This is a genomic window from Psychroflexus salinarum, assembly GCF_042677225.1.
GTDB lineage: Bacteria > Bacteroidota > Bacteroidia > Flavobacteriales > Flavobacteriaceae > Psychroflexus > Psychroflexus salinarum.
In genome coordinates, this window is record NZ_JBHTIV010000013.1 from 107,678 (window position 1) to 133,661 (window position 25,984).

Genomic DNA, 25,984 nt, shown 5'->3' on the forward strand with positions numbered 1-25,984 from the left:
ATCCACTACTTTTTATTTAAGTAGTCGATTGCAAGTTGAGACAAGCTTTTTACTCCCAATAACATTCCCGCATCATCTATCATAAAATCTGGAGTATGGTGTGGATAAGGAGTAGTGTTTCCATGAGTCATACCACCAAGAAAAAAGTAAAAGCCGGGAATTTCTTCTTGAAAAAATGGAAATCTTCACCTCCAGTAGTTGCCTTTACAAGCTCAACTTTATCTTCACCAGCCAGCTTTTGTAGAGTTGGAACCATGTTTGCAGTCAACTCCAGGTCATTATAAGTAATGGCTGTGTTATTTTGAAAAGTGATTTCCGCATCGCCACCATATGCTTTAGCAATGGCAGGAACCATTTCATTCATACGTCTGATGACCATTTCTCGCATATCTGGATCTAAGGTTCTTACTGTTCCTATCATTTCGGCGGATTCAGGAATGACATTGAAGCGTGTTCCGGCGGTGATTTTACCAACGGTAATTACAGCGGGCTCATCTACTAATTTTGCTTCTCGGCTAATGATGGTTTGTAAACCGTCAATGATTTTTGCTGAAATCAAAATAGGGTCCACGCCTGTCCATGGAGCAGAACCATGAGAGCCTTTTCCTTTTACATCAATGACAAAGCGCTCTACAGCTGCCATTGTACCACCGGGCTTATATCTGATTGTTCCGACTGGAGTCGATGAGTTGATATGTAAACCAAAAATGGCATCTACATCAGGATTTTTTAAAACTCCTTCTTCAATCATAAGGCTTGCACCTCCTTTTTCCCCAGGTGGTGGACCTTCTTCAGCAGGTTGAAAAATGAATTTAACGGTTCCATTTATTAAATGTTTGTTTTTGGTGAGGACTTCAGCTACACCCATCAGTATTGCCGTATGTGTATCGTGACCACAAGCATGCATTACTCCTGTTTCAGTTCCTAAAAACTCTGTAACTACTTCACTTTTGAATGGTAAATCATTACGTTCAGTTACGGGTAAAGCATCGATGTCAGCTCTTAGAGCAACTACTTTTCCAGGCTTATCTCCTTTCAAAACGGCAACAACTCCAGTATGGGCTATTCCTGTTTTTACATCCAATCCTAAGTTTTTTAAATGCTTCGCTATCTTTTCTGCAGTTTCAAACTCTCTATTGGACAATTCAGGATTTTGATGAAAGTCATGTCTCCAATCTATAACTTGATCTTCTATAGCTTTTATATCCTCAAGAAGTTGAGGATTCATCTGAGAAAATGTATTTGTAAAGCATATTAGTCCAAAGATTGTAATTATATATTTCATGTTTAATTTTTTAAAAATTAATGAGTCTGTAATCTTTATTCTGAAGTTGAATAAGTGCAGACATTGCAGATAAGGCTATTTTGACATCCGGATGTAACTTACTTTTATCAATAGATCTATGTTTTGAAGTTTGCCCACATAAAATAATATCAATATTATGTTCAGATAGAACACTTAGTAGATTATAATTAGGATTTTTAAGAGTTTCTTGCTTGTGATATTTCGCATACTCCTCATGAGTCAACAAGTCAAAAATAGCCGAGCCATGAACTACCAAAGCTGCTTTTACAGAATTATTTTCCAAGTTTGGATCTTGATGAAGCCTTAGATATCTAGCTAAGGTTACGAATTTTTGGTTAGGACTTTCTTTAGATTCTGAAATGCTAGCGACATCAAAAACGGCTTTGAATTCTTGGTTTAAATTCGTTTTAAAATCAGCATTTTCAATAGCGTAAACAGGACCGAAAGATTCCAAACTTTTTGAAGTTTGAGAGAAACTTAAAACAGAAATTAATAAAGCAGTAAAAATTAATGTGTTTTTCATGAACTTATGATTTTACAACAACAGACTCTGGAACAAGACCCGAATAGTCTCCATTATGTCGAATGACATCTCTTACAATAGAGGAGGAGATATAGCTTTTACCGCTAGATGTAAGTAAAAAGACAGTTTCTATTTTTTCTAATTTTCTATTGGTATGAGCAATTGCTTTTTCAAATTCAAAATCAGCAGGATTTCTTAAACCCCTAAGTATGAAATCAGCATTATTTTCTTTGCAATAATCGACAGTTAGGCCATGATAAGTGTCCACTTTAATTTTTGGTTCATCTTTAAATGTCTCTTCAAGAAAAGATTTTCTTTCTTCTAAACTAAACATATATTTTTTCTCTGCATTTACTCCTATAGCTAAAATAATTTCATCAAAAAGAGTAAGACCTCTTATGATGATATCGTAATGTCCTATTGTTATTGGATCAAAGGATCCAGGAAAAACAGCTCTTTTCATATATAAAAATTTGTTCTAAGATACTTAAAAGTGAATTAGTCTTCAAAGTTTTGAAGAGCAACCTCTACAGCATTAGTAAATAAGTCTTGTAATGAGATTCCAGCAGCTTTAGCTTGTTGTGGCAGGATGCTAGCTTCGGTTAGGCCTGGACAGGCATTACATTCCAAAAAATGGGGCTGGTTATTATGAAAGATAAATTCTGATCTTGTTAAGCCTTTCAATTTCAGTAATCTGAAAATTTTTACAGCCAGGTTTTGGACATTTTCAGTTTGTTTCCTACTCAGATTAGCTGGGGTAATTTCCTGAGATTTACCAAGATATTTAGCTTCAAAGTCAAAGAATTCATTTTCAGAAATAATTTCAGTAACAGGCAAGGCTTTTATTTCACCATCAATATTGATGACCCCCACACTTACTTCTCTACCATCCAGAAATGATTCTATAATTACTTCATCGTCTTCTTTAAAAGAATGTTCCAAAGCCGTTAAAATATCATCTCTATGTTTCACTTTTGAAATTCCATAACTACTTCCAGCTCTGTTGGCTTTTACAAAACAAGGTAAGCCTACATGATCAACAATAGCTTGTGGATTTACTTCATCACCTTTATTGATGTATACATTTTTGGCGGTTTGGATGCCGTGGGCTTTGAGGACAGAAATACAATCTCTTTTATTGAAAGTAAGAGCAGCTTGATAATAATCACAAGCTGTTTGAGGAATTTTTAAAGTTTGTAAGTAGCCCTGAAATAATCCATCTTCGCCTGGAGTTCCATGAATAGTATTGAAGATGCAGTCAAAACGTATAGTTTCACCTTCAATATTTACTGAAAAGTTCGATTTATCAATTGGAAATTCTTTTCCAGAATTCATTTTTACAAACCAACTTTTTTTTAATATATGAGCTTTGTAAACCCTGAAATTAGGGTTTGAAGATAAGTGCTTATAGACAACTTCTCCACTTTTGAGAGAAATATCTGCTTCACTCGAATAACCGCCCATGGCTACGGCTATATTTTTTTTCATCGCTAAAAATTTGTTCAAATATAACTTTTCAGATTTGAATCAGGACATACAGTTATTCCATATTACATCATCTGGTGCAGCAGCTTCAAAGGTAATTTGCTCCTTACGAACAGGATGCGTTATGGTGAGTTTTCTAGCATGAAGATGAATGCTTCCATCCTTATTACTTCTGTCAAATCCGTATTTAAGATCGCCTTTTATCGGTGAACCAATGGCAGAGAGCTGACTTCGAATTTGATGATGTCTTCCTGTTTCTAAAGCAACTTCCAGGAGATGGTAATTATCCAAGGATTTAATAAGCTGATAGGATAGTATCGCTTCTTTGGATTCTGGAACGGGTTTGATGTGTGCGTAAGATTTATTTTGTTTCGGATTTCTTTTAAGGTAATGAATAAGTCTAGATGACTTTTGCTTAGGCTTATTTTTGACGACCGCCCAATATGTTTTTTTGGTGTCTCTATTCGCAAAAGCTTTGTTCAATCGTGATAAAGCTTTGGATGTTTTGGAAAAAATTACTACACCACTCGTTGGTCTATCCAATCTATGAACCACTCCTAGATAAGCATCACCCGGTTTGTTATACTTATCCTTGAGATATAGTTTGACGATTTCACTTAAAGGCAAATCACCAGTTTTGTCGCCTTGAACAATGTCGCCTGAACGTTTATTGATAACTATTAGATGATTGTCTTCAAAAATAATTTGAAGATTTTTAGGAGTGGAATGCATGTGTTAGTAGTGTCTCTTTTATTTGAAATAAATTGTACCTCGATTTAGTTTTTCCGCTTTAAAATCTGTTTCAGAAATTGTGTTTATGAAACTTTTTAAATTGAATTCAAATCTACAACTATCAAAAGTTTTATTTTTATAGTTTGGCCATAACTACTTTTTCAGTTTTGCTTTATTGTATTCATAGTTCATTTGAGCAATATTCAAAACTGAAATATCTTGTGGACATTCTACCTGGCAGGCTTCTGTATTGGTACAATGACCAAAACCTAAGTTTTCCATGCGGTTCACCATATCGACAGTTCGTTTGCTACTTTCTTTTTTGCCTTGTGGAAGCTTTACCAACTGACTGATTTTTGAAGAAGTGAAAAGAGCAGCGCTAGCATTCTTGCAGGTTGCCACACAAGCTCCACACCCAATGCAAGCTGCAGAATCGAATGCAGACTCAGCTTCTTCGTGAGTTACAAGAATGCTATTTGCCTCTGGAGCCTGACCTGTACTAACAGAGATATAACCGCCAGCTGCAATGATTTCGTCTAAAGCAGAGCGATTGACTTTCAAATCACGAATAACAGGAAATGCTTTTGCCTTAAAAGGTTCTACAAAAATGGTATCACCATCTTTAAAAGAACGCATGTGCAGCTGACAGGTGGTTGTGTTTTTTAGCGGTCCATGTGCAATACCATTTATCATTACTCCACATTGTCCGCAAATACCTTCTCGACAATCATGATCGAATTCAATAGGGCGTTCCCCTTGCTTTGCCAGTTTTAGATTAAGCATATCTAGCATCTCAAGAAACGACATTTCTGCATCAACTTCATCCAAAGAATAAGATTCTAATTGACCCTTTGTATTTTGATTTCTCTGTCGCCAGATTTCAAGATTTATTTTCATTGCAATTCTGTTATTAGTAGCTTCTTTGAGTAGGTTTTACATTTTCAAACTCAAGTGGCTCTTTATTCAAAATAGGAGAAGATGCATCTCCATTCCATTCCCAGGCAGCACTGTAAGCATAATTTTTATCATCTCGTTTGGCTTCGCCATCTTCCGTTTGAAACTCTTCTCTAAAATGTGCTCCGCAGGATTCATTTCGATTGAGTGCATCAATGCACATCAGTTCTGAAAGCTCCATATAATCGCTTACTCTTCCAGCTTTTTCCAATTCGCTATTGATGTCTTCGACATCGCCCGGGACTAACAAATTCTTTTTGTATTCGTTCCTAAGGTTTTGAATTTGAGAAATGGCACTTTTTAGACCTTCTGCAGAACGAGATAGACCACATTTATCATATAAAATTTTGCCCAATTCACGATGAAACTCTTCTGCTGTTTTAGTTCCCTTCTGATTTATAAATTGATTTAATTGTTGTTGAACCTTGTTTTCGGCTTCAACAAAAGCTGGGTGATTCACATCTGTTTTTTTAACTTGAATTTGATCAGCTAAATAATTTTGTAAAGTGTAAGGGGCAATGTAATATCCGTCCACGCAGGCTTGAAGCAGTGAATTAGCTCCTAATCTGTTAGCGCCATGATCAGAAAAATTGGCTTCTCCAATGGCAAATAGTCCTGGAATGCTTGTCATCAAATCATAATCTACCCACAAACCACCCATCGAAAAGTGAGCTGATGGTGAAATTTTCATAGGTTCTTTGTAAGCATTTATTCCAGTAATTTTTTGATACATATTGAATAAGTTCCCGTAACGCTCAGCGATCAATTCTTGTCCATATTCTTTTATGGCATGGAAAAAGTCAAGGTAAGCTGCATTTTTCAAAGCGCCAACCCCTTTGCCTGCGTCAATCTGTTCTTTGGCTGCTCGGGAAGCAATGTCTCTCGGTGCTAGATTTCCAAAAGATGGATATTTGCGCTCAAGATAATAATCTCGTTCTCCTTCTGGAATTTCGCTAGGTAACCTTTGTTCATCTTTTGATTTAGGAACCCAAATTCGGCCATCATTTCGTAAGGACTCTGACATTAAGGTTAACTTAGATTGATAAGGTCCACTTTGTGGTAAACTGGTAGGATGAACCTGAGTCCAACTTGGGTTTGCCATCAAAGCTCCTTTTTTGTGAGCCCTCCAAATGGCTGAAGCATTACAACCCATGGCTAAAGTTGATAAGTAGTAAATTTTACCAAATCCACCGGTGGCTAAAATTACAGCATGAGCGCCATAACGTTCAATTTCGCCTGTATCTAAATTTCTTGCAATGATCCCTTTTGCTTTTCCATCAATATTAACAAGGTCTAACATTTCATGGCGTGTAAAAAGCTGAACATTTCCTTCTTCTTTTTGTCTCATCAACGCTTGATAAGAGCCTAAAAGTAACTGCTGTCCAGTTTGACCACGAGAATAAAAAGTTCTAGAAACCTGAACACCACCAAATGATCTATTCCGTAGATAACCACTGTATTCTCGACCAAAAGGAACACCCTGAGCGACCGCCTGATCAATCAAACTAGCCGAACATTCTGCCAATCTATAAGTATTTGCTTCTCGAGATCTAAAGTCTCCTCCTTTCAAGGTGTCGTAAAACATTCTGAAAACGCTATCTCCATCATTTTGATAATTTTTCATGGCATTCACTCCACCTTGAGCAGCAACAGAATGTGCACGTCTAGGCGAATCCTGAAAGCAAAAACTTTTGATTTTATACCCCATTTCAGCTAAAGAAGCTGCCGCAGAAGCTCCAGCTAAACCTGTTCCTACAACAATGATGTCTAATTTTTTTCGGTTGTTGGGACTTACTAGCTTTGCATGAGCTTTATAATTACTCCACTTGTCCTTTAAATCTCCTTCTGGAATGTTTGCATGAATTTCTTTAGTCATAGCTTAAGCGTTTAAATAAATATAAAAAGGAATGACAAAATAACCCAAGGTGATAGCTGCCGAAAAAAAGACGCCTATCATTTTGATTATGCGATTATATCTAGGGTTATACAAACCAATGGTTCTGAACGCACTAAAAAAACCATGTAACAAGTGAAACCCTAAAGCCAAAATCGCAACAGCGTATAAAATAACATACCATAATTCTTGAAACGAGATAACTACAAGTGAGTATAAATCCCTATTTCCATTGGCATCACTATTTATACTGCCAAATTTATAGGGAAACCAAAAATCCTTAAAATGTATGACCAAAAAAGCAAAAACAATAGTTCCTAAAAGCATCATTTGCCTGGAATACCATTTGCTGGCTCTGTTTCGTTTATCTCTTGCGTAAGAAGAACCTTTCGCTTTTTTTGCCTTTATACTTAAGTATATTGAATCTATGGTATGAACCAAAATACTTGCGTACAGAAGATATGAAATAACTTTAACTAATATATTATTAGACAAAAAATCACTGTACAAATTATATTGAAGTTGTGCCTCTTCTTTTGGAAGGAGCAACTGAAAATTACCGAGTAAATGAATTATTAAGAAAAAACACAGAAAAAGACCTGTTAAAGCCATTAAGTTTTTTCTGGTTATTGAGTTTTTAATGAACCACACAAGTTTCATGTTTTATTGATACACCTAAATTACAATTTTGCTTAAGATATAAGATAATTTTACTAAAATCATTGATCAAATTTTGAATAAAAGCTGACGAAAATCAAAGATTTATGTAATTAAAGATGGATTGATTTTGAATATTTAAAATAATTAAACTAAATAATTCGTTGATTTTTTGATTTTTTGTTTTAGTTTTGAGTTTAAACCAAAAATCTTTTTTATGAATATTTTAAAATCTTTGATGCTTTTATTGATAGCTTCTCCGTTGCTGTTATCGGCACAACAAATCAATTACTCAGATCCAATTCCTATGGATTCTGATGTGAGAAAAGGTAAACTGGAAAACGGTTTAACCTACTACATTAAGCAAAACGATAAACCAGAAGACAAAGTTGACTTAAGGTTAGTTATCAACGCAGGTTCAATTTTAGAGACTGAAAAACAACGTGGCTTAGCTCATTTTATGGAGCATATGTGTTTCAATGGGACTGAGCGATTTCCTAAAAATGAACTTGTAGATTATCTGCAAAGCATAGGTGTGAAATTTGGGCAGCACCTTAATGCTTATACAAGCTTTGATGAAACTGTTTATTTTTTACCTATTCCGTCTGATGATGACGAAAAGCTTAAGAAAGGGTTTGAGATTTTAGAAGATTGGGCATTCAATGCCACTTTGAGTCCCGAAGAAATCGATAAAGAACGAGGTGTAGTTTTGGAAGAATACCGACTCGGTTTGGGTGCAAACAAGCGTATGATGGCCAACTACATCGACAAATTGATGTACGGTTCTAGATATGCTGAACGCCTACCAATAGGAGAGAAAGAAGTACTTGAAAATTTTGAACATGAAGACTTAATCCAATTTTATGAAGATTGGTATCGTCCAGATTTGATGAGTGTAATTGCCGTTGGTGATATAGATGTAGATCAAATTGAAAAAATGATAATGAAACATTTTTCAAAGTACAAAAATCCTAAAAACCCAAAGCCTAGAGAAACCTACGGTGTTCCAAATCATGAGGAAACCTTTGTAGCTGTTGAAACAGATGAAGAAGCTCCTTTTTCTCAAGTGGAAGTTTACTACAAAGACTACGAAGAGTCAGAGCCAAACACGACTATAGGAGATTACAAATCTCAGTTGGAAATTTCTTTGTTTTCAACGATGATCAATAATCGATTAGATGAGATTAGAAATAGTAATAACCCACCTTTCAACTATGGTTTTTCATATTATGGAGGCACCTGGTCTCGTGATAAAAAAGCGTACCAGTCTTCTGCAATGGTAGGCGAAGGCAAACAATTGGATGCTTTAAAAGTATTGGTAGAAGAAAATCAGCGTGTTAAAATGCATGGCTTTACAGAAAATGAATTGGAGCGTGCTAAAACAGAAATGTTAACTAGAATTGAAAGGCAATATAAAGAAAGAGATAAAACAGAATCAGCTAGATATGTTCAACAGCTTCAAAATCAGTTTTTACGTGGTAGTGTGATGACCAATATTGAGTGGGACTATGAAATGACAGAGAAACTATTTCCTGAAATTTCAGTTGAAGCTATCAATAGTCAAATCGATGAGTATATCAAAAAAGATAACCGCGTGGTTATCTTAACGGGTCCAGAAAAAGAAGGACTTAAAAAGCCATCTAAGGAAGAGGTTTTGGAAGTCATCAATATAGAATCTCAGGATTTGGCTCCTTACCAAGATGAAGCTATTGCTGAAAGCCTTATCAGAAAATCCTTACCAAAAGGAAAAATTACATCTACTGAGCTTAACGAAACTACAGATTCTAAAACTCTGACGTTATCGAATGGTGCTAAAGTGACATATAAGCAAACAGATTTTAAAAACGATCAAATTTTATTTGAAGCTATAAGTTTTGGTGGGTCGAATTTAATAGATAATGAAACTTATAAAGAAGTACAATGGGCGATGGGAGGCCTTACAGAAGCTGGTTTTTCTGGAATGGACAAAAATGCAATAAGTAAATTTATGAGTGGTAAAACTGCTACTGTAACTCCTTATGTGAGTAATATTTCCGAAGGGATGAGAGGAAGTGCAACACCTGATGATATGAAATACTTAATGCAAATGATTCAGGCTTACTTTACAGATTTAAATTATGACGAAGAAGCTTTTGAAAGTTTTAAAACTAAACAAAATGCTTTCATGTCTAACTTAACATCAATGCCAAATTTTTACTTTCAGGAACAGTTTTATACTTTTTTAAGTAAGGATAATCCAAGATTCAATGGTATTTTACCAGACGAAGAAGCTTGGAATAAAACTGATTATAAAAAAGCTTACGAAATTTATCAAGAGCGTTTTGAAAATGCTGGAGACTTTCACTTTTACTTTGTTGGAAATATCAACGAAGATGAATTTAAATCTTATTTAGAAACCTATATAGCTTCATTGCCAGCAAACGAAACTTCAGAAGAAGCTGTAGATTTGGGATACAGAATGCTAGAAGGTGATCTTAAAAAAGTGGTAAAAAAAGGTAAAGATCCTAAAAGCCAGGTCACCATCTTGTTCTACGGTGAAGCTGAGTATAGTCCAGAAGAAGCTCTAGCAATGAATGCTGTAGGGGAAGTATTGACTATCAACTTGATAGAAGAATTAAGAGAGGGCGAAAGTGGTGTTTATGGAGCAGGGGCAAACGGAAGATTAAGCAAAGTGCCTTATGGAAGTTATAACTTTAGTATCAGTTTTCCTTGTGGCCCAGGAAATGCTGAAAACCTTACTGAATCTGCTTTAGCTGAACTTGACAAAATCATTGAAAATGGTCCAGATGCAGAAGATCTGAATAAATTCAAGGAGTCTGAAAAGCTGGAGTATAAAGAGAAAATGAAAGAGAACAAATTCTGGTTAGACCAGTTTACTCAGGCTTACACCTACGATACGTCTTTGGGTAGAATTATGACATACGAAGAGAGAATTGAAAGCTTAACAGCTGAAGAGGTTCAAAACGTAGCTAAAAAATATTTATCTAAAGATAAAGTTATCGGTATGCTAATGCCAGAACAAGAATAGTGTTTCAATACAAATAATTTACCAAAAAAATGCCTGCGAAATCGACTTTCGCAGGCATTTTTATTTTATATAAATCTAGAGGATTAGGTCTGTATAACACCCAGATTAAAATCCTTTGTAATAGGGGCGTGGTTGGCGACATCAATTCCGTTAGAAATCCATTTCCTTGTATCCAGTGGCTCTATGACAGCATCTGTCCACAATCTTGCAGCCGCATAATAAGGGCTGGTTTGCTCGTCGTAATTGTTCTTGATTTTATCGTAAAGCTCTTTTTCCTTCTCTTCTGTTATCTTTTCGCCTTTGGCTTTCAATCTAGAGGTTTCTATAGACAGTAATACTTTAGCAGCTGAGTTTCCACTCATCACAGCTAACTCTGCACTTGGCCAGGCAAATATCAATCTTGGATCGTAAGCTTTTCCACACATGGCATAATTTCCAGCTCCATAAGAATTTCCTATAATAACCGTAAATTTTGGTACTACTGAATTGCTCACTGCATTCACCATTTTGGCTCCATCTTTAATGATACCTCCATGTTCGCTTTTGCTGCCAACCATAAATCCAGTGACATCCTGAACAAATACCAATGGGATTTTCTTCTGATTACAATTGGCGATAAATCGAGTCGCCTTATCTGCTGAATCGCTATATATCACACCACCAAACTGCATTTCACCACCTTTAGTTTTTACAATTTTTCTTTGATTGGCAACAATGCCAACAGCCCAGCCATCAATTCTTGCATAACCAGTGATAATGGTTTGACCAAATCCTTTTTTATATTCTTCAAATTCTGAATTGTCCACAAGACGCTCAATAATTGGCATCATATCATATTGGTCACTTCGTTTAGCAGGAAGCAAACCATAAATTTCTTTAGGGTCTAATTTAGGTTTTTTAGGTTCTTTACGATTAAACCCAGCTTTATCAAACTCTCCAATTTTATCAACAATATTTTTGATTTTGCTTAACGCATCTTTATCATCTGTCGCTTTGTAATCTGTAACACCACTTATTTCACAATGTGTTGTTGCTCCACCAAGCGTTTCATTATCAACACTTTCACCAATAGCTGCTTTCACAAGATAACTCCCAGCAAGAAAGATACTCCCTGTCTTATCCACAATCATTGCTTCGTCACTCATAATAGGTAAGTAAGCTCCGCCAGCAACACAACTTCCCATAACTGCAGAAATCTGAGTGATTCCCATACTACTCATCACTGCATTGTTTCTAAAAATTCTACCAAAATGCTCTTTATCAGGGAAGATTTCATCTTGCATTGGCAAATAAACACCAGCACTATCCACAAGATAAATAATTGGCAATTTGTTCTCGATAGAAATCTCTTGAGCTCTTAGATTTTTCTTACCTGTTATAGGAAACCAAGCTCCTGCCTTTACAGTCGCATCGTTGGCAACTACAATAACTTTTTTTCCAGATACTTTTCCAATCTTTACAACGACACCACCGCCAGGACAACCACCGTGTTCTTCATACATTCCATCTCCAGCAAAAGCCCCAATTTCAATAGCATCGATAGCATCGTCAAGAAGGAAATCAATACGTTCTCTGGCTGTCATTTTGCCTTTGCTATGGTGTTTCTCAATCTTTTTTTCACCACCGCCGAGACTTACTTTGGCAAATTTGCTCCTCAAGTCGGAGACTAAAAGTTTGTTGTGATCTTCGTTTTTATTGAATTTTATGTCCATGAATTAAGCTCTATAAATTGAATCGCTAAAATACAAAACCAAACCAACAAATCTCAAACGTTTTCGTTTACTCTTGTTTAATTTTCCTTAATCTTTACTTTAAACCTGCTTGACCAAATATCGAAGTCGGATACAATTTTACTTTATTTTCCTTATTTAACTTAAATTAAACGCCATTGCTCATTAATAACAGCGATGTTATTATAAATTTGATTTTTATTTGAACCTGTGACCAAAAGTCAGCCTACTTCTCGACCATTATATAAAAAGATACTTAAGGTATTTCTAAGAATTATCCTTGGTCTATTTATATTTTTTATTTTACTAGTTCTTTTTGTAAGAAGTCCTTGGGGACAGAATATTATAGTGGGTAAAGTCACTGATTATGTAAGTAAAAAAATTGATACTAAATTTAATATTGAAAAGCTTTACGTAACTTTTTCTGGTAACTTGACCTTAGAAGAACTTTATCTTGAAGACTCATCGCAAGACACTCTAGTGTATTCTAAATATTTAGAAGCAAACGTGCCTTTTAGACCACTCTTATTTGGGGACGAAATTAAAGTTGATTTTGTAGAATGGCAGGGTTTAAAAGCTAATATAACAAGAAAAGACACTGTTGAAGGTTTCAATTTTCAGTACATCATAGATGCTTTTGCTTCAGCTGAAGAAAGCACAACACCCACTCAAGAAAACACAGGAAATACTACTCAATTTTCACTTGGAGAAATTTCTTTTTCAGACTTTGACTTGTCTTATATCGATGAGGTGACCGGAATAGATTCTAAATTAATACTTGGTAATCTTGAAGTGGAAAATGAATCTATTGATCTTCAAAGCATGAAGTTTCATTTATCTGAAGTCAACCTAAATGACACCTCTATCTCATTTACTCAGAAAAAACTTACATCAACTTCTGAAAATGAGGAAGAAGGAGCTTTGCCTTGGATTTTAGTCGATGTTCTTAGCATTCAAAACGTTAATATCAATTATAATTCTATTCCTGATGGCATCGCATCTGAAGCTTATATCGCTGATTTTAACTTCTTAGACTTAGATGCCAATATTGAAAGTCAAGTTGTTGCTCTAGACCAGCTAATATGGAAAGACAGCACAGTAAAGTTAGAATTAGAATCGACTTCAATGCCTGATGGAGACACTAAAAATATTGCTGAACCTAATCAAGGTTTTTCCTGGCCTCAATGGAAAGTGAATGTAGACGAAATCGATTTTCGAAATCAACAGATTGAATTTTACCGAAATGGGAAGCGACCAATAAAAGGTGTTTTTTCTGCAGAAGCATTGTCTTTTGAAGACTTCAATTTTAAGTTGAACAACCTTAAACTTTCTAAAGACGAAAACCTGGGCTTCGATCTCAATGAACTTCAATTTAGAGAAGGAAGTGGACTTGTTTTAAAAGAATTTCAGGTGCAAACAAGATTAGCTTCAGATGAAACTACTCTCAATAACCTGAGTTTAAGATTAAACAATAGTTCACTTTTTGCTGATTTAAATCTTGATTACGCAACTTTGGATAACCTTATAAATTCTCCGTTAAATTCAACTTTAGACATTGATGTGAGCAGTCTTGAAGTTAATATAAAAGATGCTTATATTTTTTCATCTGAACTGAAAAAGAATGAACAGGTTCAAAATCTAACTGAACACAACTTTGAAGGAAATTTTGAAGCTAAAGGAGATTTAGAAAAATTAACTTTTTCTAAATTCAATTTAAACTGGGGTAAAAACACTCGATTACAGTTAAAAGGCAGTTTGAGCCAATTTACAGATGTTGATAAATTTGGTTTTGACTTCTCAAATTTGAACGCCAAATCCATTAAAAAAGATTTATCAAAGTTTGTTTCAGAAAAAGACCTAGGCATTTCTTTTCCTGAGTCAGTCACCTTGACTGGAAATTTCAAAAAAGCTGGAGCTGATTTTTCAACTAAAAGTCAGCTAAAGAGCCCGATGGGAATTATTCAGATAGAAGGGTACTTCAACTCCACAAACGCAATCGATTATAAAGTCGGATTTGATGTCAAATCTCTAGATCTCGGAAAATTACTTGAAAATGAACAACTCGGAGAATTGAGTATGCAACTGAATTCAAAGGGTAAAGGGAATTTTGTTTATGAGCTTACAGCTGAGCTATCATCAAAGATTGATAGCATACGCTGGAATGCTTATACTTTTTCGAACATGGAAATTAAAGGAAATCTAAAAGATGGAGAAGGTGATGTGAAATTCGACTATAGCGATGAAAATCTTCAATTTGACATTGTTTCCAGTATTGGATTAGATTCAGTTTCACCTAAAGTAGATTTAGAATTAAATTTAGATGGGATTAGGACTCAAGAACTTGGGTTGACTTCCAAAGACTTGAGAGCAAAAATTTTGGCTAAAGTACAATTTGAGGGAAACACAGACAAATTCCAACTTGATGCTCAATTAGAAGATGGTTTGGTAGTTTATGATGACCGTCCTTATTACTTAGGGAATTTTGATCTTATTTCAAAAACAGATTCAACTAAAACTGTGGCAGAGGTTGCGAGTCAATTCCTAAACGGAAGCTTTAATGCCAATGATAATATTTCTGGAATTTCGAATGCATTACAAAATCATTTTAAAAAATATGCTAAAGATTCTATTTCACTAGATAATCCAGACCGTCCCGTAAATTTCGACTTGAATCTTAAATTTATTGATTCTCCAATCTTATCTGAAGTTTTCTTAGAAGGTATAAAAGGAATGGATACTCTAAGAACTTCTATTCATTTTAATGAAGAAGAAAACCAATTAACCTCTAGTCTTAAGTTGCCTTACTTCAACTATAAGGACAATGAAATTGTTGGATTGAGCCTGAAGATAGAGTCAACAGGTGAATTTGCAGAATTTAAGTTTGTACTAGATAATGTTCTGGCAGGGCCTTTGGATGTTGCAAAAACTCAGCTTGATGGAAAATTTGCAGATAGTCAGCTTGATATGAATTTAAATGCTTTCAAAGAGGAGAAAGATTTTTTCAGTTCTGCTGTTTCCGTTAGGTTTGAAGATGATGAACTCTATAGACTCAATGTATCCTCAGACACTTTAATTTTGAACGGTGCTCCATGGACAATTCCTGATGATAATGAGATTGTTTATCACAATGATAGCATCAATGTGAATAAATTTAAAATCAATAGGAATGGACAAGAAATAGGGCTTACAAATGATTTAGATTTCGAAAAATACCACTTGGGGGTTGTCTTTGATAATTTTAAACTGTCTACGGTTACCAGTTATTTTAATCCAGATGAAAAATTGGCTAGTGGCAAATTGAGCGGGAATTTGGCTTTGATAGAACCTTTTATTTCGAATGGATTGATCTCAAATCTAAAGATAGAAGACCTAAAAGTAACAGAAGTTCCTTTAGGAAATTTAGCACTGAAAGCAGAAGCTACTTCAGATGAAGCTTATAAACTCAATTTAAGTCTTAAGGATGCAGGTATAGATTTAGGAATAGATGGAGTTTATTATACTAATGCTTCAGAAACCGATATTGATTTAGATATTAATCTAAGAAAACTTGAAATGCAAACTGTAGAAAGTTTTACTACAGATTTCATTAAAAATTCAAACGGAAATCTGAAAGGAGATTTCGAGATCGAGGGACCTTTAGATGATTTGAATTATAATGGATTTCTAGCTTTCGATGGGGTTCAATTTAATTTGGCAACTTTAAACACGTTGTTTCAGCTTAAAAATGAAAGAATCGAACTGACCAAAAATAAAGTTAGCTTTGATGATTTCACTATTGCAGATAAACAAGACAATACTTTAACAGCCAATGGATCTATTGATATTGAAAGTATTATAAATCCTGAATTTGATTTATCTTTTGAAGCTAAAGATTTCCAACTCTTGAATTCAACAGCCAAAGACAATGATTTATATTATGGTAAGTTGGTCTTTGATGCCTCAGCAAAATTAAATGGGAACCTCGATTTACCAAAGGTGGATTTAAACCTTACGATTAAAGAGGAAACTGACTTAACCTATATTATTCCAGAATCTCGTGCAAGTATTGAAGAAAGAGATGGTGTTGTGGTTTTTGTAAATAAAGAAAATCCCGATAATATTTTGACTCAAACAGATGATAAAGATCTAAATGCGGTCATTACTGGAATTGACTTAAATAGCGATATAAGTATTCAAAAAAAATCCAAGGTTTCTGTTATTTTTAATAAAAGAACTGGAGATAATGTGGCGATAATGGGCGGAGGAGATTTTCGGTTTTCTATATCAAGAACAGGGAAAATGAATCTTGTTGGAAAATATGACGTTACTGATGGAAGTGTAGAGCTTAATTTGTATAATATAGTTAAACGAAAATTTAATATAGCATCATCAAGTTCAGTGACATGGAGCGGTAATCCCTATAATGCTGACTTGGATTTGAGAGCAATTTATAATATAGAAACCTCTACTAGTTCATTAATGGCTTCTCAAACGGCGGGAGAAAACAATGTAATTCAAAACAGATATAAACAACAGCTACCATTTTTTGTCTATCTGGATGTAGGCGGAGAACTTATGTCACCAGATCTTTCATTTCAATTGGATATGCCAGAAGATAGACAAGGTGCCATAAATGGTTCGGTGTACGCTAGAATCTCTCAGTTAAATCAACAAGATGACCAGTTAAATAAGCAAGTATTTTCACTATTGGTACTCAACCGTTTTTATCCAGAGTCTGGAAGCGACGGTAGCCAGGGTGGCCCTGCTAGTATGGCTAGAGACAATATCAACCAAGCCCTGTCCGATCAACTAAATAGGTTTTCAGATAAGTTAACTGGTAATACAGGTATCTCTCTCAATTTTGATGTGAACAGCTATACAGACTATCAGGGAAGCTCAGGTCAACAAAGAACCAATTTAGATGTTTCAGCTCAAAAAAAATTATTTGATGATAGACTTGTTGTTGAGGCTGGAAGCCAGGTGAACATTCAGGGTGATCAAAGAGCTGGAGAGAGTCAGGGTGTTATTGGGAATGTAAGTGTAGAGTATTTACTTACCGAGGATGGACGCTGGAAATTAAGAGGATTTAGAAAAAGTGAATATGAAAATGTGATCGATGGACAAGTTTTCGTAAGTGGAATTGCGCTTATATTCACAAGAGAATTTAATAAATTTAAAGTGCTTTGGGATAAGGCTTATAGAGAATCTTTGGAAAAAAAAGAGGTTGAAGTAGAGACAGAATCCAAGGGTGAGTCTGAGGATAAAAAAGAATCTGAAATCAAAACAAATGAGTAATTCTATAAAATTATCTTTTTATGTACTTGCTACACTCTTGATGTTGTCTGCTTGTAGTGTTAAAAAATATTTGCCAGAAGATAAAACTTTATACACTGGTGCTGAAATAAAACTAGATAATAAAAAAGGTAAAGGCAATAAAAAGCTAAGGGAAAAGCTTGAATCTGCAATTTCTAGAAATACCAACACACAATTCTTAGGTATGCGACCAGGGCTTTATTTTCATTTTAAAGCTAGTAGAGAAAAGCCTGGGTTCATCAATAAATTTTTAGACAAACAAGTAGGTGAGGATCCCTTTTATTTTGAAAATGTCAATGTGGATTCAGCAGAAGATATACTTTATAATCGTTTGGAAAACAGCGGATATTTTGGAAGTAGTGTTATGTCTAAGATAGAGAAAGACTCATCAGATCAGTCGACCTCTGTGCTGTATTCTATCGACTTATCAGAACCTTATAAGCTTGAGTCCTATCAACTTAATAAAACTACTGGAGATTCACTTCAGATTTATAAGGAGATAGACTCATCACTTGCAAATACAGTAATAAAAGAAAATAGCCTTTTTAACTTTGATCTTTTAACCTCTGAACGCGAGCGGATAGATCAATACCTGAAAGAGAAAGGATATTATAATTTTAATTCAGATTTCCTAATTTTTGAAGCGGATACAAATGCTTACGAGGGTAGAAAGTTTGATTTGTACTTGAGGTTGAAAAAACAAGTTCCCGAAAAATCTTTGGTACCTTATATAGTTGATGAGGTGAATATTCATCCCAACCGAACTCTTTCTAATGAGGAAAGAATAAAGGATACCGTAAATTACAAAGGCTTAAATTTTATTCAGGATTCAGTTTTCTTTAAGCCAAAGCATTTAGAACCCTATGTTTTAATAAACCCAGGAGAATCTTATAATCCAAAGCTATCACGTTACACTAGCAGAAGACTATCTTCCATAAGTACTTATAAATTTGTAAACATTGATTATCAGGAAAAAGATACTATCACCGACAACAATGGTAAAAGACATCTCAATGCAGAGGTTTACCTCTCTCCAATGAATAAACGTTCTTTAAGACTTGAATTGCAAGGCGTCACCAAATCCAATAATTTTGCAGGACCCAATTTGAGCGTTGTTTACTCCAACAGAAACCTATTTAAAGGAGGAGAATTACTAAGGCTTTCACTAAGCGGAGGCTATGAGCAGCAATTTTTTGGTAAAACAGGAGATCAAGGATTGAGCAGTATTCAAACAGGCTTAAATGCGTCTTTATTATTTCCTAGATTAATTTTTCCTATCGATCTCAATGAAAGTTTTGAATATGCAATACCTAAAACTAAAGTAAGTTTAGGCTTTGATTATCTCAACCGTACACAGTTGTACACATTGAATTCTATGTCCACTTCGTTTGGTTATTTATGGGAAGGAAACAGTTACGTTACACATCAATTAAGACCTATAAATCTGGAATACGTTAATTTAGGAAATACATCAGAGGAATTCGATGAGATTTTAAATGATAATCCTTTCTTGAGAAGAAGTTTTGAGCAACAGTTTATAGCAGGTCTTACCTATAACTTCACTTATAATGAAATTAAAGATCAAACAACTAGTGAAGGCTTTTACTTTGGTTTCAATTACGATATGGCGGGTAATGGACTAAATTTATTGGGATCTCAAAACGATGAGGGGCAAAACACATTTATAGGTCTAGAATATGCACATTATTTTAAAGCTGATGTTGATTTGAGGTATCATTTAAAATTGGGCCAAAAAAGACAAAAACTGATAGGCAGAATCTTTGCAGGAGCCGGAAGACCTATGGGGACTACGGAATCTTTACCCTTTGTAAAGCAATATTTTTCTGGAGGTCCTTACAGTGTCAGAGCTTTTAGAATAAGGTCTCTTGGGCCAGGAACGTTTTCGCCAGAAGATGGAAGTAACTCTTTTTTCGACCAATCTGGAGATATTAAATTTGAAGCTAATCTAGAATATAGATTTCCAATTACGGAATATCTTAACGGAGCATTTTTTGCAGATGCAGGAAATGTTTGGCTAATCAATGATAACGAGGCTACTCCTGGTGGTAAATTCAATTCAGATTTTATAAATGAAATTGGAGCCGGTGTAGGTCTGGGGCTTAGAGTAGATATTCAGGGATTCGTTATCAGGTTAGATTTAGCTAATGCAGTTAAAGAGCCCACAACAACTTGGTATTTTGATTCTTTCAATCCAATTCTCAATTTCGCTATCGGGTATCCTTTTTGATTTTTATACTGAATTTAATACTGCTCATCTTCACTTGGGAACTTTTTAGCTTTCACGTCATCGTTATAATGTTGTATCGCCTCTGTCATAACTGTATTTAAATCAGCATAACGTCTTAAAAATCTTGGACTAAACTCCTTATTCATACCTAACATATCATGCAATACGAGGACTTGACCATCTACACCATCTCCAGCACCAATCCCAATAACAGGAATTTGAACACTCTTGGCCACTTCTTCAGCTAGTTTAGCTGGAACTTTTTCCAGGACAATAGCAAAACATCCTATACGTTCAAGCATTGAAGCATCTTCTTTAAGTTTTTGAGCTTCGTACTCTTCTTTAGCTCTTACAGTGTAAGTTCCGAATTTATAAATTGACTGTGGAGTCAATCCTAGATGCCCCATTACGGGAACTCCAGCCTTCAAAATTCGCTTGATAGAATCTTTTATTTCACTACCACCTTCTAGTTTCACTGCATGAGCACCGCTTTCTTTCATTATTCTTATAGATGATCTTAATGCTTCTTTCGGGTCGCTTTGGTAACTTCCAAAAGGCAAATCCACTATAACCAAAGCTCTTTTTACAGCGCGTATTACTCCTGATGCATGATAAATCATTTGGTCTAGAGTAATAGGAAGTGTAGTTTCATGACCTGCCATAACGTTGGAAGCAGAGTCCCCAACCAAAATCACATCTATTCCAGCCTGATCTACGATCTGAGCCATTGTAAAGTCATAAGAAGTCAGCATAGAAATCTTTTCAGAATTGGTTTTCATTTCTATTAAAGACTTTACTGTAATTCTTTTATATTGCTTTTTGGCTACAGACATAATTTTAGTTTTATTTGAAAAGCTAAATTACTTATTTTTAAACTCAGGCTCAAACGATTTAATAATTCGTTACCTAAACAAATATTCTCATGACTATTATCCTTTTCGATGACCATTTACGTTCTCAGTTTCTCCCATTAGCCTTTACAAGACCCCTAGCAGAATTACGCCTTGGCATACTTACTCTGAAAGAAAAGTGGCAACAAATTTCAAAATATCAGGTGTCTTATAAAACTCAGAAGTATTTGTCTGAAAAATATCCAGAGCAATTAACAGAGGAAAATCTATATGTCAATGCCAGATATTTAGCTTCAAAAGAACTTTTAGAATCTATAAAAAACTTAAATGATAATGAAGTTTTAAAACATGATGAAATCGTTTTGGCTTATCGTTTAAAAATGAATCAAAGCTTAGATCTTTCAAAACTGAAAGAAGTTCAAGCAGATATCAAGTTGGAATTTGTAAAAAGTGTAACAGATTTATTTTCAAAAAATCACAAGGCTATTGAGGATGATTTTACTTTGCTTACTGAAGGTAGGACATCTCAACTTATTCCAGAAACGGTAACATGTTTTAATCGAAGTCAGATTTTTATTGAAGAAGGAGTCACATTATATAACGGAACTCTCAATGCCAATGACGGTCCTATTTATATCGGTAAAGACGCTGAGATTATGGAAAACTCAGCTATTCGAGGACCTTTTGCGCTTTGTGAGCATTCTACTGTAAAGATGGGCTCTAAAATTTATACAGGAACTACCATTGGTCCACATTCCAAAGTAGGAGGAGAAGTGAGCAATTCTATGATTTTAGGTTATTCAAACAAAGGTCATGATGGGTTTTTAGGCAATTCTGTGATTGGAGAGTGGTGTAATTTAGGTGCAGATACCAATATATCTAATCTCAAAAATAATTATGCCAATGTAAAGCTCTGGGATTATGATACCAGTCGATTCAAGGACACGGGACTTCAATTTTGTGGCCTTATCATGGGTGATCATTCCAAATGCAGTATCAATATGATGTTCAATACAGGAACTATTGTGGGAGTAAGTGCCAATATTTTTGGTTCAGGATTTCCACGAAATTTTGTCCCAAGTTTTAGCTGGGGTGGAAGCCAGGGGGTAATTACATATAAGTTGAGCAAAGTTTTTGAAGTGGCAGAACTCGTTATGAAACGCAGAGATTTAAGCCTAACTGAAAATGACCGAGAGATCATGGAACACATCTTTGAAACGACTTCAAGTTACCGAAGAGATTAAAAAAATATAGAAGTTATTACATGAGAGACATTACTATTGAAGACTACAAAAGGTCCCAAATTTCAGAAGATCTACTGGAAGAATTATTTCAAAGAAATTGGTTCAAGATGTTTGTACCAAAAGCCTTTGGTGGCTTAGAGCTGGATTTGAAAACGGCGAGTCAACACATCACTGAAGCCTCGACACACTTTGGAGGTTTAGGTTGGGTTCTGAATTTAGGTGCTGGAGCTAATTGGTTTTCTGGCTTTTTTGACCCTGAAACTGCCAAAACTATTTTTTCCCTTCCAAAGACAGTTATAGCGGGGAGTGGTGCAGATAGCGGAACGTTCAAAGTCGAAAATAAATCTGTGATTTTAAATGGCGGTTGGGGTAAATGTACTGGAGCAGCACATGCGAATTACTTTAGTTTAAATGCAAAAAACGAAAAGACAGGAGAGCTTTCATCTTTTGTTGTGCCCAGAGAATCAGTAGAATTTTCTGATGATAAATGGGAGATTTTTGGTTTGAAAAGCACGTCTTCTTTAACAATCAACTTGAAAGATATTCAAATCCCCAAAGATTTTGGTTTTCATATCAATTCAATTAAGAATCACTCCCACTATAAAGTATTTCATATTCCTTTTCAACAGTTTGCACGCGTCTGCATGTCCTCCTGTTTTATAGGAATAGCGCAATGTTTTCTCAATACACTTCAATCTGAACGGGTATTTCATACTGATTTTGATACCGTTACCTACTCACTTCAGAATAACATTTCAAAAGCAATTCATAATCGAGATGTTTTAGCAGAGAGCATTCAGTTACAGTCTACTGAAGGCACATTAAGTCATGCTATTCGAGATCATTTAAGGACAGAGCTTGGTAATGCCAACAGTTTAATCTTTGATGATATTCAGAAAATATTTAAACAAGCTGGCTTAAAACTGGTGGAAGAAGATCAACTTTGTCACTGGGCTTATCGAGATGTTTTGACAGCCATTCAGCATTACATGATAAAAGGCTGACTCGAGGCTGTAAGTATTAAATTTTACTAAAGCCTCTTTAGAATATGAAGTTGACTATTACTTTTGCCTTTACACTTTTTCAAGAATGAAAAACAAGATCAAATCAATATTAGAATTTAAATATGTAAAAATCCTGGTGGATTCTATCAAGGATTTCACCTCCAATGAGTCTATGAGTTTTGCTGCAGGAACAGCCTTTTATACCATATTTAGCCTTCCTGCTTTTTTGATTATAATTCTGAATGTAGGTGCCAGCATTTACCAAAGATCTGAAATAAGAGAGGAGCTATTTGGACAAATCACTAGCCTGGCTGGCGAGGAATCTAGACAAACCTTAGAAAGTATTTTAGAGAATTTTGCTCTAAATGCTGATAATACTTTTTCAGCAACTATTGCAATTGCCATTCTTATTTTTAGTGCAACAACTGTATTTGTAAGTCTTCAAAGAGGAATTAATCATATTTGGCATATTAGACCAAAACCTAATCGAGGCTGGTTAAAATTAGCTATAGATCGACTTTTGAGTTTTTCTGTAGTTTTAGTAATAGGTTTTATTTTAATTATATCCCTCATCTTGGATGCCGTAGTTTCTTACGCCTTTGGTAAACTAGATAATGTTTTTCCCGAGGTCAACTTAGAGTTAATTTCCATCGCAGAAATTGTGCTTTCTCAACTTATTTTGATAGTCATTTTTGCTTTGATGTATAAAATTTTACCAGATGCTAAAGTAAGGTGGAAAGATACCTGGATGGGAGCGCTTGTTACCGCTTTATTATTTATTGCAGGTAAATTTCTTATCGGCTTCTATATGACTACCAACGATTTAAGTTCCACTTATGGAGCGGCAGGATCGCTTGTTATTTTACTAGTTTGGATTTATTATTCATTAGTTATCTTTTTATTTGGAGCTCAAGTGACCTATTACATAGCAAAAAATATTGGAGGAGGTGTTAGACCCAAAAAGCAAGCGGTAAGAGTAGAAGAAGTTGAAGTAGAGGAGTAAACTATAAAATTTTTAACTAAGCTTTTGATTATCAAAAAATAGCTGTATTTTTGCAATCCTTTTGAATGCAATACAAGAAACGTTTAAAGGGTTGATTTTAAATAATTTAATCTCTTCTGTAAGTTTTGCTTGAGTTTCTTGGACGAACAGAATACAAATTTTAAATCAGCATATGGCTGAAGACAAAACAACAAAAGAGCAACAATCAGTTGCAAGTTCAGAAGAATCAACTCCTAAAGTTGCCCCTTCAGAACAACAAGAAAACCCTAAGCAATTTCTAGAGGAATTCAACTGGCACAAGTACGAAGAAGGTATTGATGAAGTTGATGATGCACAGTTAGAGCAGTTTGAGAAATTAGTTGAGGAAAATTTCGTTGATACACTTCATAATGAAGTTGTAGACGGAACAGTAGTTCACCTTACCGATCAAGATGCTATTATAGACATCAATGCGAAAAGTGAAGGTGTAATTTCTTTAAACGAATTTCGTTACAATCCAGATCTAAAAGTTGGAGATAAAGTAGATGTTCTGATCGATGTAAAGGAAGATGCAGAAGGTCAACTTATTCTTTCTCATAGAAAAGCAAGAGTTATCCGTGCTTGGGAACGTGTAAACAAAGCCCAGGAAGATGGAACTATTGTAAATGGTCTTGTGAAATGCAGAACCAAGGGTGGAATGATCGTAGATGTTTTTGGCATTGAAGCTTTCTTACCAGGTTCTCAAATTGACGTGAAACCTATTCGTGACTATGATGCTTATGTTGGAAAAAACATGGAATTCAAAGTGGTTAAAATTAACCATGAATTCAAGAACGTTGTTGTTTCTCACAAAGCGCTTATTGAAGCGGATATCGAAGAACAGAAAAAAGAAATTATTGGTCAATTAGAGAAAGGACAAGTCTTAGAAGGTGTTGTGAAAAACATTACTTCTTATGGTGTCTTTGTAGACCTTGGTGGAGTAGATGGATTGGTACACATTACAGACCTTTCTTGGTCAAGAATTAACCATCCAAACGAAGTGGTAGAACTAGACCAAAAATTGAATGTGGTTATCCTTGATTTTGATGAAGATAAAACAAGAATTCAATTAGGTTTAAAACAATTACACAAACATCCTTGGGATGCTTTAGATGAAGGCCTTAAAGTTGGTGATGTCGTTAACGGTACAGTTACAGTTATCGCAGACTACGGTGCATTTATCGAAGTTGAAGAAGGTGTGGAAGGATTAATCCACGTTTCTGAAATGTCCTGGAGTACTCACTTAAGATCTGCTCAGGATTTCGTAAATGTTGGTGATAAAATTGAGGCAAAAATTCTTACTCTCGATAGAGAAGACAGAAAAATGTCTCTTGGTATCAAGCAATTAACTCCAGATCCTTGGACAGATATTACAAGCAAATACCCAGTAGGATCTAAACATGTTGGTGAAGTAAGAAACTTTACAAACTTTGGAGTATTTGTGGAACTTGAAGAAGGTATTGATGGTTTAATTTATATTTCTGATTTGTCTTGGACTAAGAAAATAAAGCATCCATCAGAATTTTGTAAAGTTGGAGATAAACTTGACGTGGTTGTGTTAGAACTAGATGTTGAAGGTCGTAAATTGAGTCTTGGACACAAGCAAACAGAAACAAATCCATGGGATAAATATTCTGATGAATTTGCTGTAGGTACTAAGCATACTGCATCTATTTCAGAAATAGTAGATAAAGGTGCTACAGTTGAGTTTAATGAAGATGTAACAGCTTTTGTTCCTCAACGTTATCTTGAAAAAGAAGACGGGACAAAATTAGTTAAAGGTGAAGCAGCAGAATTCCTCATTATTGAATTCAACAAAGAATTCAAACGTGTTGTAGCTTCACACACTTCTATCCACAGAGAGGAGGAAGCTCAGATCGTTAAGAAGGCTGCTAAGAAGTCTGAAGACGAATCTAAGAAAACGACTTTCGGAGATGCTAATGCAGAATTGCAGGCACTTAAGGATAAGATGGAAAATAAATAATATAATTTGTTTTTGATAATGAAACCCTGCT

16 protein-coding genes and 1 pseudogene are annotated in these 25,984 nt (G+C 35.0%); 7 read left to right on the forward strand and 10 right to left on the reverse strand.

Annotation, left to right across the window (positions count from 1 at the left end; translation table 11 throughout):
- Positions 1-5 precede the first annotated feature (5 nt).
- From ACFQ0R_RS11150 to ACFQ0R_RS11185, 8 genes and pseudogenes are all read right to left on the reverse strand, one after another.
- A pseudogene (locus tag ACFQ0R_RS11150) lies at positions 6-1,228 on the reverse strand (amidohydrolase).
- Between the two features lie 67 nt (positions 1,229-1,295).
- Positions 1,296-1,829 (reverse strand): DsrE family protein, encoded by a 534-nt coding sequence (locus tag ACFQ0R_RS11155; RefSeq protein ID WP_379658457.1) that lies wholly within the window; start codon positions 1,827-1,829, stop codon positions 1,296-1,298.
- 4 nt (positions 1,830-1,833) lie between these two features.
- A complete protein-coding gene (gene coaD, locus ACFQ0R_RS11160) occupies positions 1,834-2,292 on the reverse strand; it encodes a pantetheine-phosphate adenylyltransferase (protein WP_379658458.1) in 459 nt (152 codons plus the stop codon).
- A gap of 35 nt (positions 2,293-2,327) precedes the next feature.
- Positions 2,328-3,317 (reverse strand): D-alanine--D-alanine ligase, encoded by a 990-nt coding sequence (locus ACFQ0R_RS11165; protein WP_379658459.1) that lies wholly within the window; start codon positions 3,315-3,317, stop codon positions 2,328-2,330.
- Between the two features lie 39 nt (positions 3,318-3,356).
- Positions 3,357-4,046: an RluA family pseudouridine synthase gene (locus tag ACFQ0R_RS11170; protein WP_379658460.1), complete on the reverse strand. Its 690-nt coding sequence runs from the start codon at positions 4,044-4,046 to the stop codon at positions 3,357-3,359.
- A gap of 153 nt (positions 4,047-4,199) precedes the next feature.
- Positions 4,200-4,943, reverse strand: coding sequence for a succinate dehydrogenase/fumarate reductase iron-sulfur subunit (locus ACFQ0R_RS11175; RefSeq protein WP_379658461.1), 744 nt, complete (start codon positions 4,941-4,943; stop codon positions 4,200-4,202).
- A gap of 13 nt (positions 4,944-4,956) precedes the next feature.
- Positions 4,957-6,876, reverse strand: coding sequence for a fumarate reductase/succinate dehydrogenase flavoprotein subunit (locus tag ACFQ0R_RS11180; RefSeq protein ID WP_379658462.1), 1,920 nt, complete (start codon positions 6,874-6,876; stop codon positions 4,957-4,959).
- Between the two features lie 3 nt (positions 6,877-6,879).
- On the reverse strand, positions 6,880-7,554 hold the full coding sequence (locus tag ACFQ0R_RS11185; RefSeq protein WP_379658463.1) for a succinate dehydrogenase cytochrome b subunit: 675 nt from the start codon (positions 7,552-7,554) through the stop codon (positions 6,880-6,882).
- 214 nt (positions 7,555-7,768) lie between these two features.
- On the opposite strand from ACFQ0R_RS11185, the gene ACFQ0R_RS11190 reads away from it, so the two are divergent.
- Positions 7,769-10,579, forward strand: a complete 2,811-nt coding sequence (locus ACFQ0R_RS11190) for a M16 family metallopeptidase (protein ID WP_379658464.1) — start codon at positions 7,769-7,771, stop codon at positions 10,577-10,579.
- Positions 10,580-10,662: 83 nt separating this feature from the next.
- Here the strand turns inward: ACFQ0R_RS11190 and ACFQ0R_RS11195 are convergent, their stop codons facing one another.
- Complete coding sequence (locus tag ACFQ0R_RS11195) at positions 10,663-12,291, reverse strand: acyl-CoA carboxylase subunit beta (protein WP_379658465.1); 1,629 nt, start codon at positions 12,289-12,291, stop codon at positions 10,663-10,665.
- A 366-nt stretch (positions 12,292-12,657) separates the two neighbouring features.
- On the opposite strand from ACFQ0R_RS11195, the gene ACFQ0R_RS11200 reads away from it, so the two are divergent.
- Together ACFQ0R_RS11200 and tamL are read left to right on the forward strand one after the other, a co-directional pair.
- A complete protein-coding gene (locus ACFQ0R_RS11200; RefSeq protein ID WP_379658466.1) occupies positions 12,658-17,583 on the forward strand; it encodes a translocation/assembly module TamB domain-containing protein in 4,926 nt (1,641 codons plus the stop codon).
- On the forward strand, positions 17,576-19,849 hold the full coding sequence (tamL, locus tag ACFQ0R_RS11205) for a translocation and assembly module lipoprotein TamL (protein WP_379658467.1): 2,274 nt from the start codon (positions 17,576-17,578) through the stop codon (positions 19,847-19,849). Before ACFQ0R_RS11200 ends, tamL begins: the two co-directional genes overlap by 8 nt.
- A 14-nt stretch (positions 19,850-19,863) precedes the next feature.
- Here tamL and panB read toward each other — a convergent pair whose 3' ends face one another.
- Positions 19,864-20,682: a 3-methyl-2-oxobutanoate hydroxymethyltransferase gene (gene panB / locus ACFQ0R_RS11210; protein WP_379658468.1), complete on the reverse strand. Its 819-nt coding sequence runs from the start codon at positions 20,680-20,682 to the stop codon at positions 19,864-19,866.
- Positions 20,683-20,771: 89 nt separating this feature from the next.
- Between panB and ACFQ0R_RS11215 the strand changes: the two genes are divergently transcribed.
- The 4 genes from ACFQ0R_RS11215 (at position 20,772) to rpsA (ending at position 25,953) form a co-directional block, all read left to right on the forward strand.
- Positions 20,772-21,944, forward strand: a complete 1,173-nt coding sequence (locus ACFQ0R_RS11215) for a GlmU family protein (RefSeq protein WP_379658469.1) — start codon at positions 20,772-20,774, stop codon at positions 21,942-21,944.
- Positions 21,945-21,964: 20 nt separating this feature from the next.
- Positions 21,965-22,948 carry a hypothetical protein gene (locus ACFQ0R_RS11220; RefSeq protein WP_379658470.1) on the forward strand — a complete coding sequence of 328 codons (984 nt, stop codon included), beginning with the start codon at positions 21,965-21,967 and terminating at the stop codon, positions 22,946-22,948.
- A gap of 85 nt (positions 22,949-23,033) precedes the next feature.
- Positions 23,034-23,951 carry a YihY/virulence factor BrkB family protein gene (locus ACFQ0R_RS11225; protein WP_379658471.1) on the forward strand — a complete coding sequence of 306 codons (918 nt, stop codon included), beginning with the start codon at positions 23,034-23,036 and terminating at the stop codon, positions 23,949-23,951.
- Between the two features lie 172 nt (positions 23,952-24,123).
- On the forward strand, positions 24,124-25,953 hold the full coding sequence (rpsA, locus tag ACFQ0R_RS11230) for a 30S ribosomal protein S1 (protein ID WP_379658472.1): 1,830 nt from the start codon (positions 24,124-24,126) through the stop codon (positions 25,951-25,953).
- Positions 25,954-25,984: the final 31 nt, after the last annotated feature.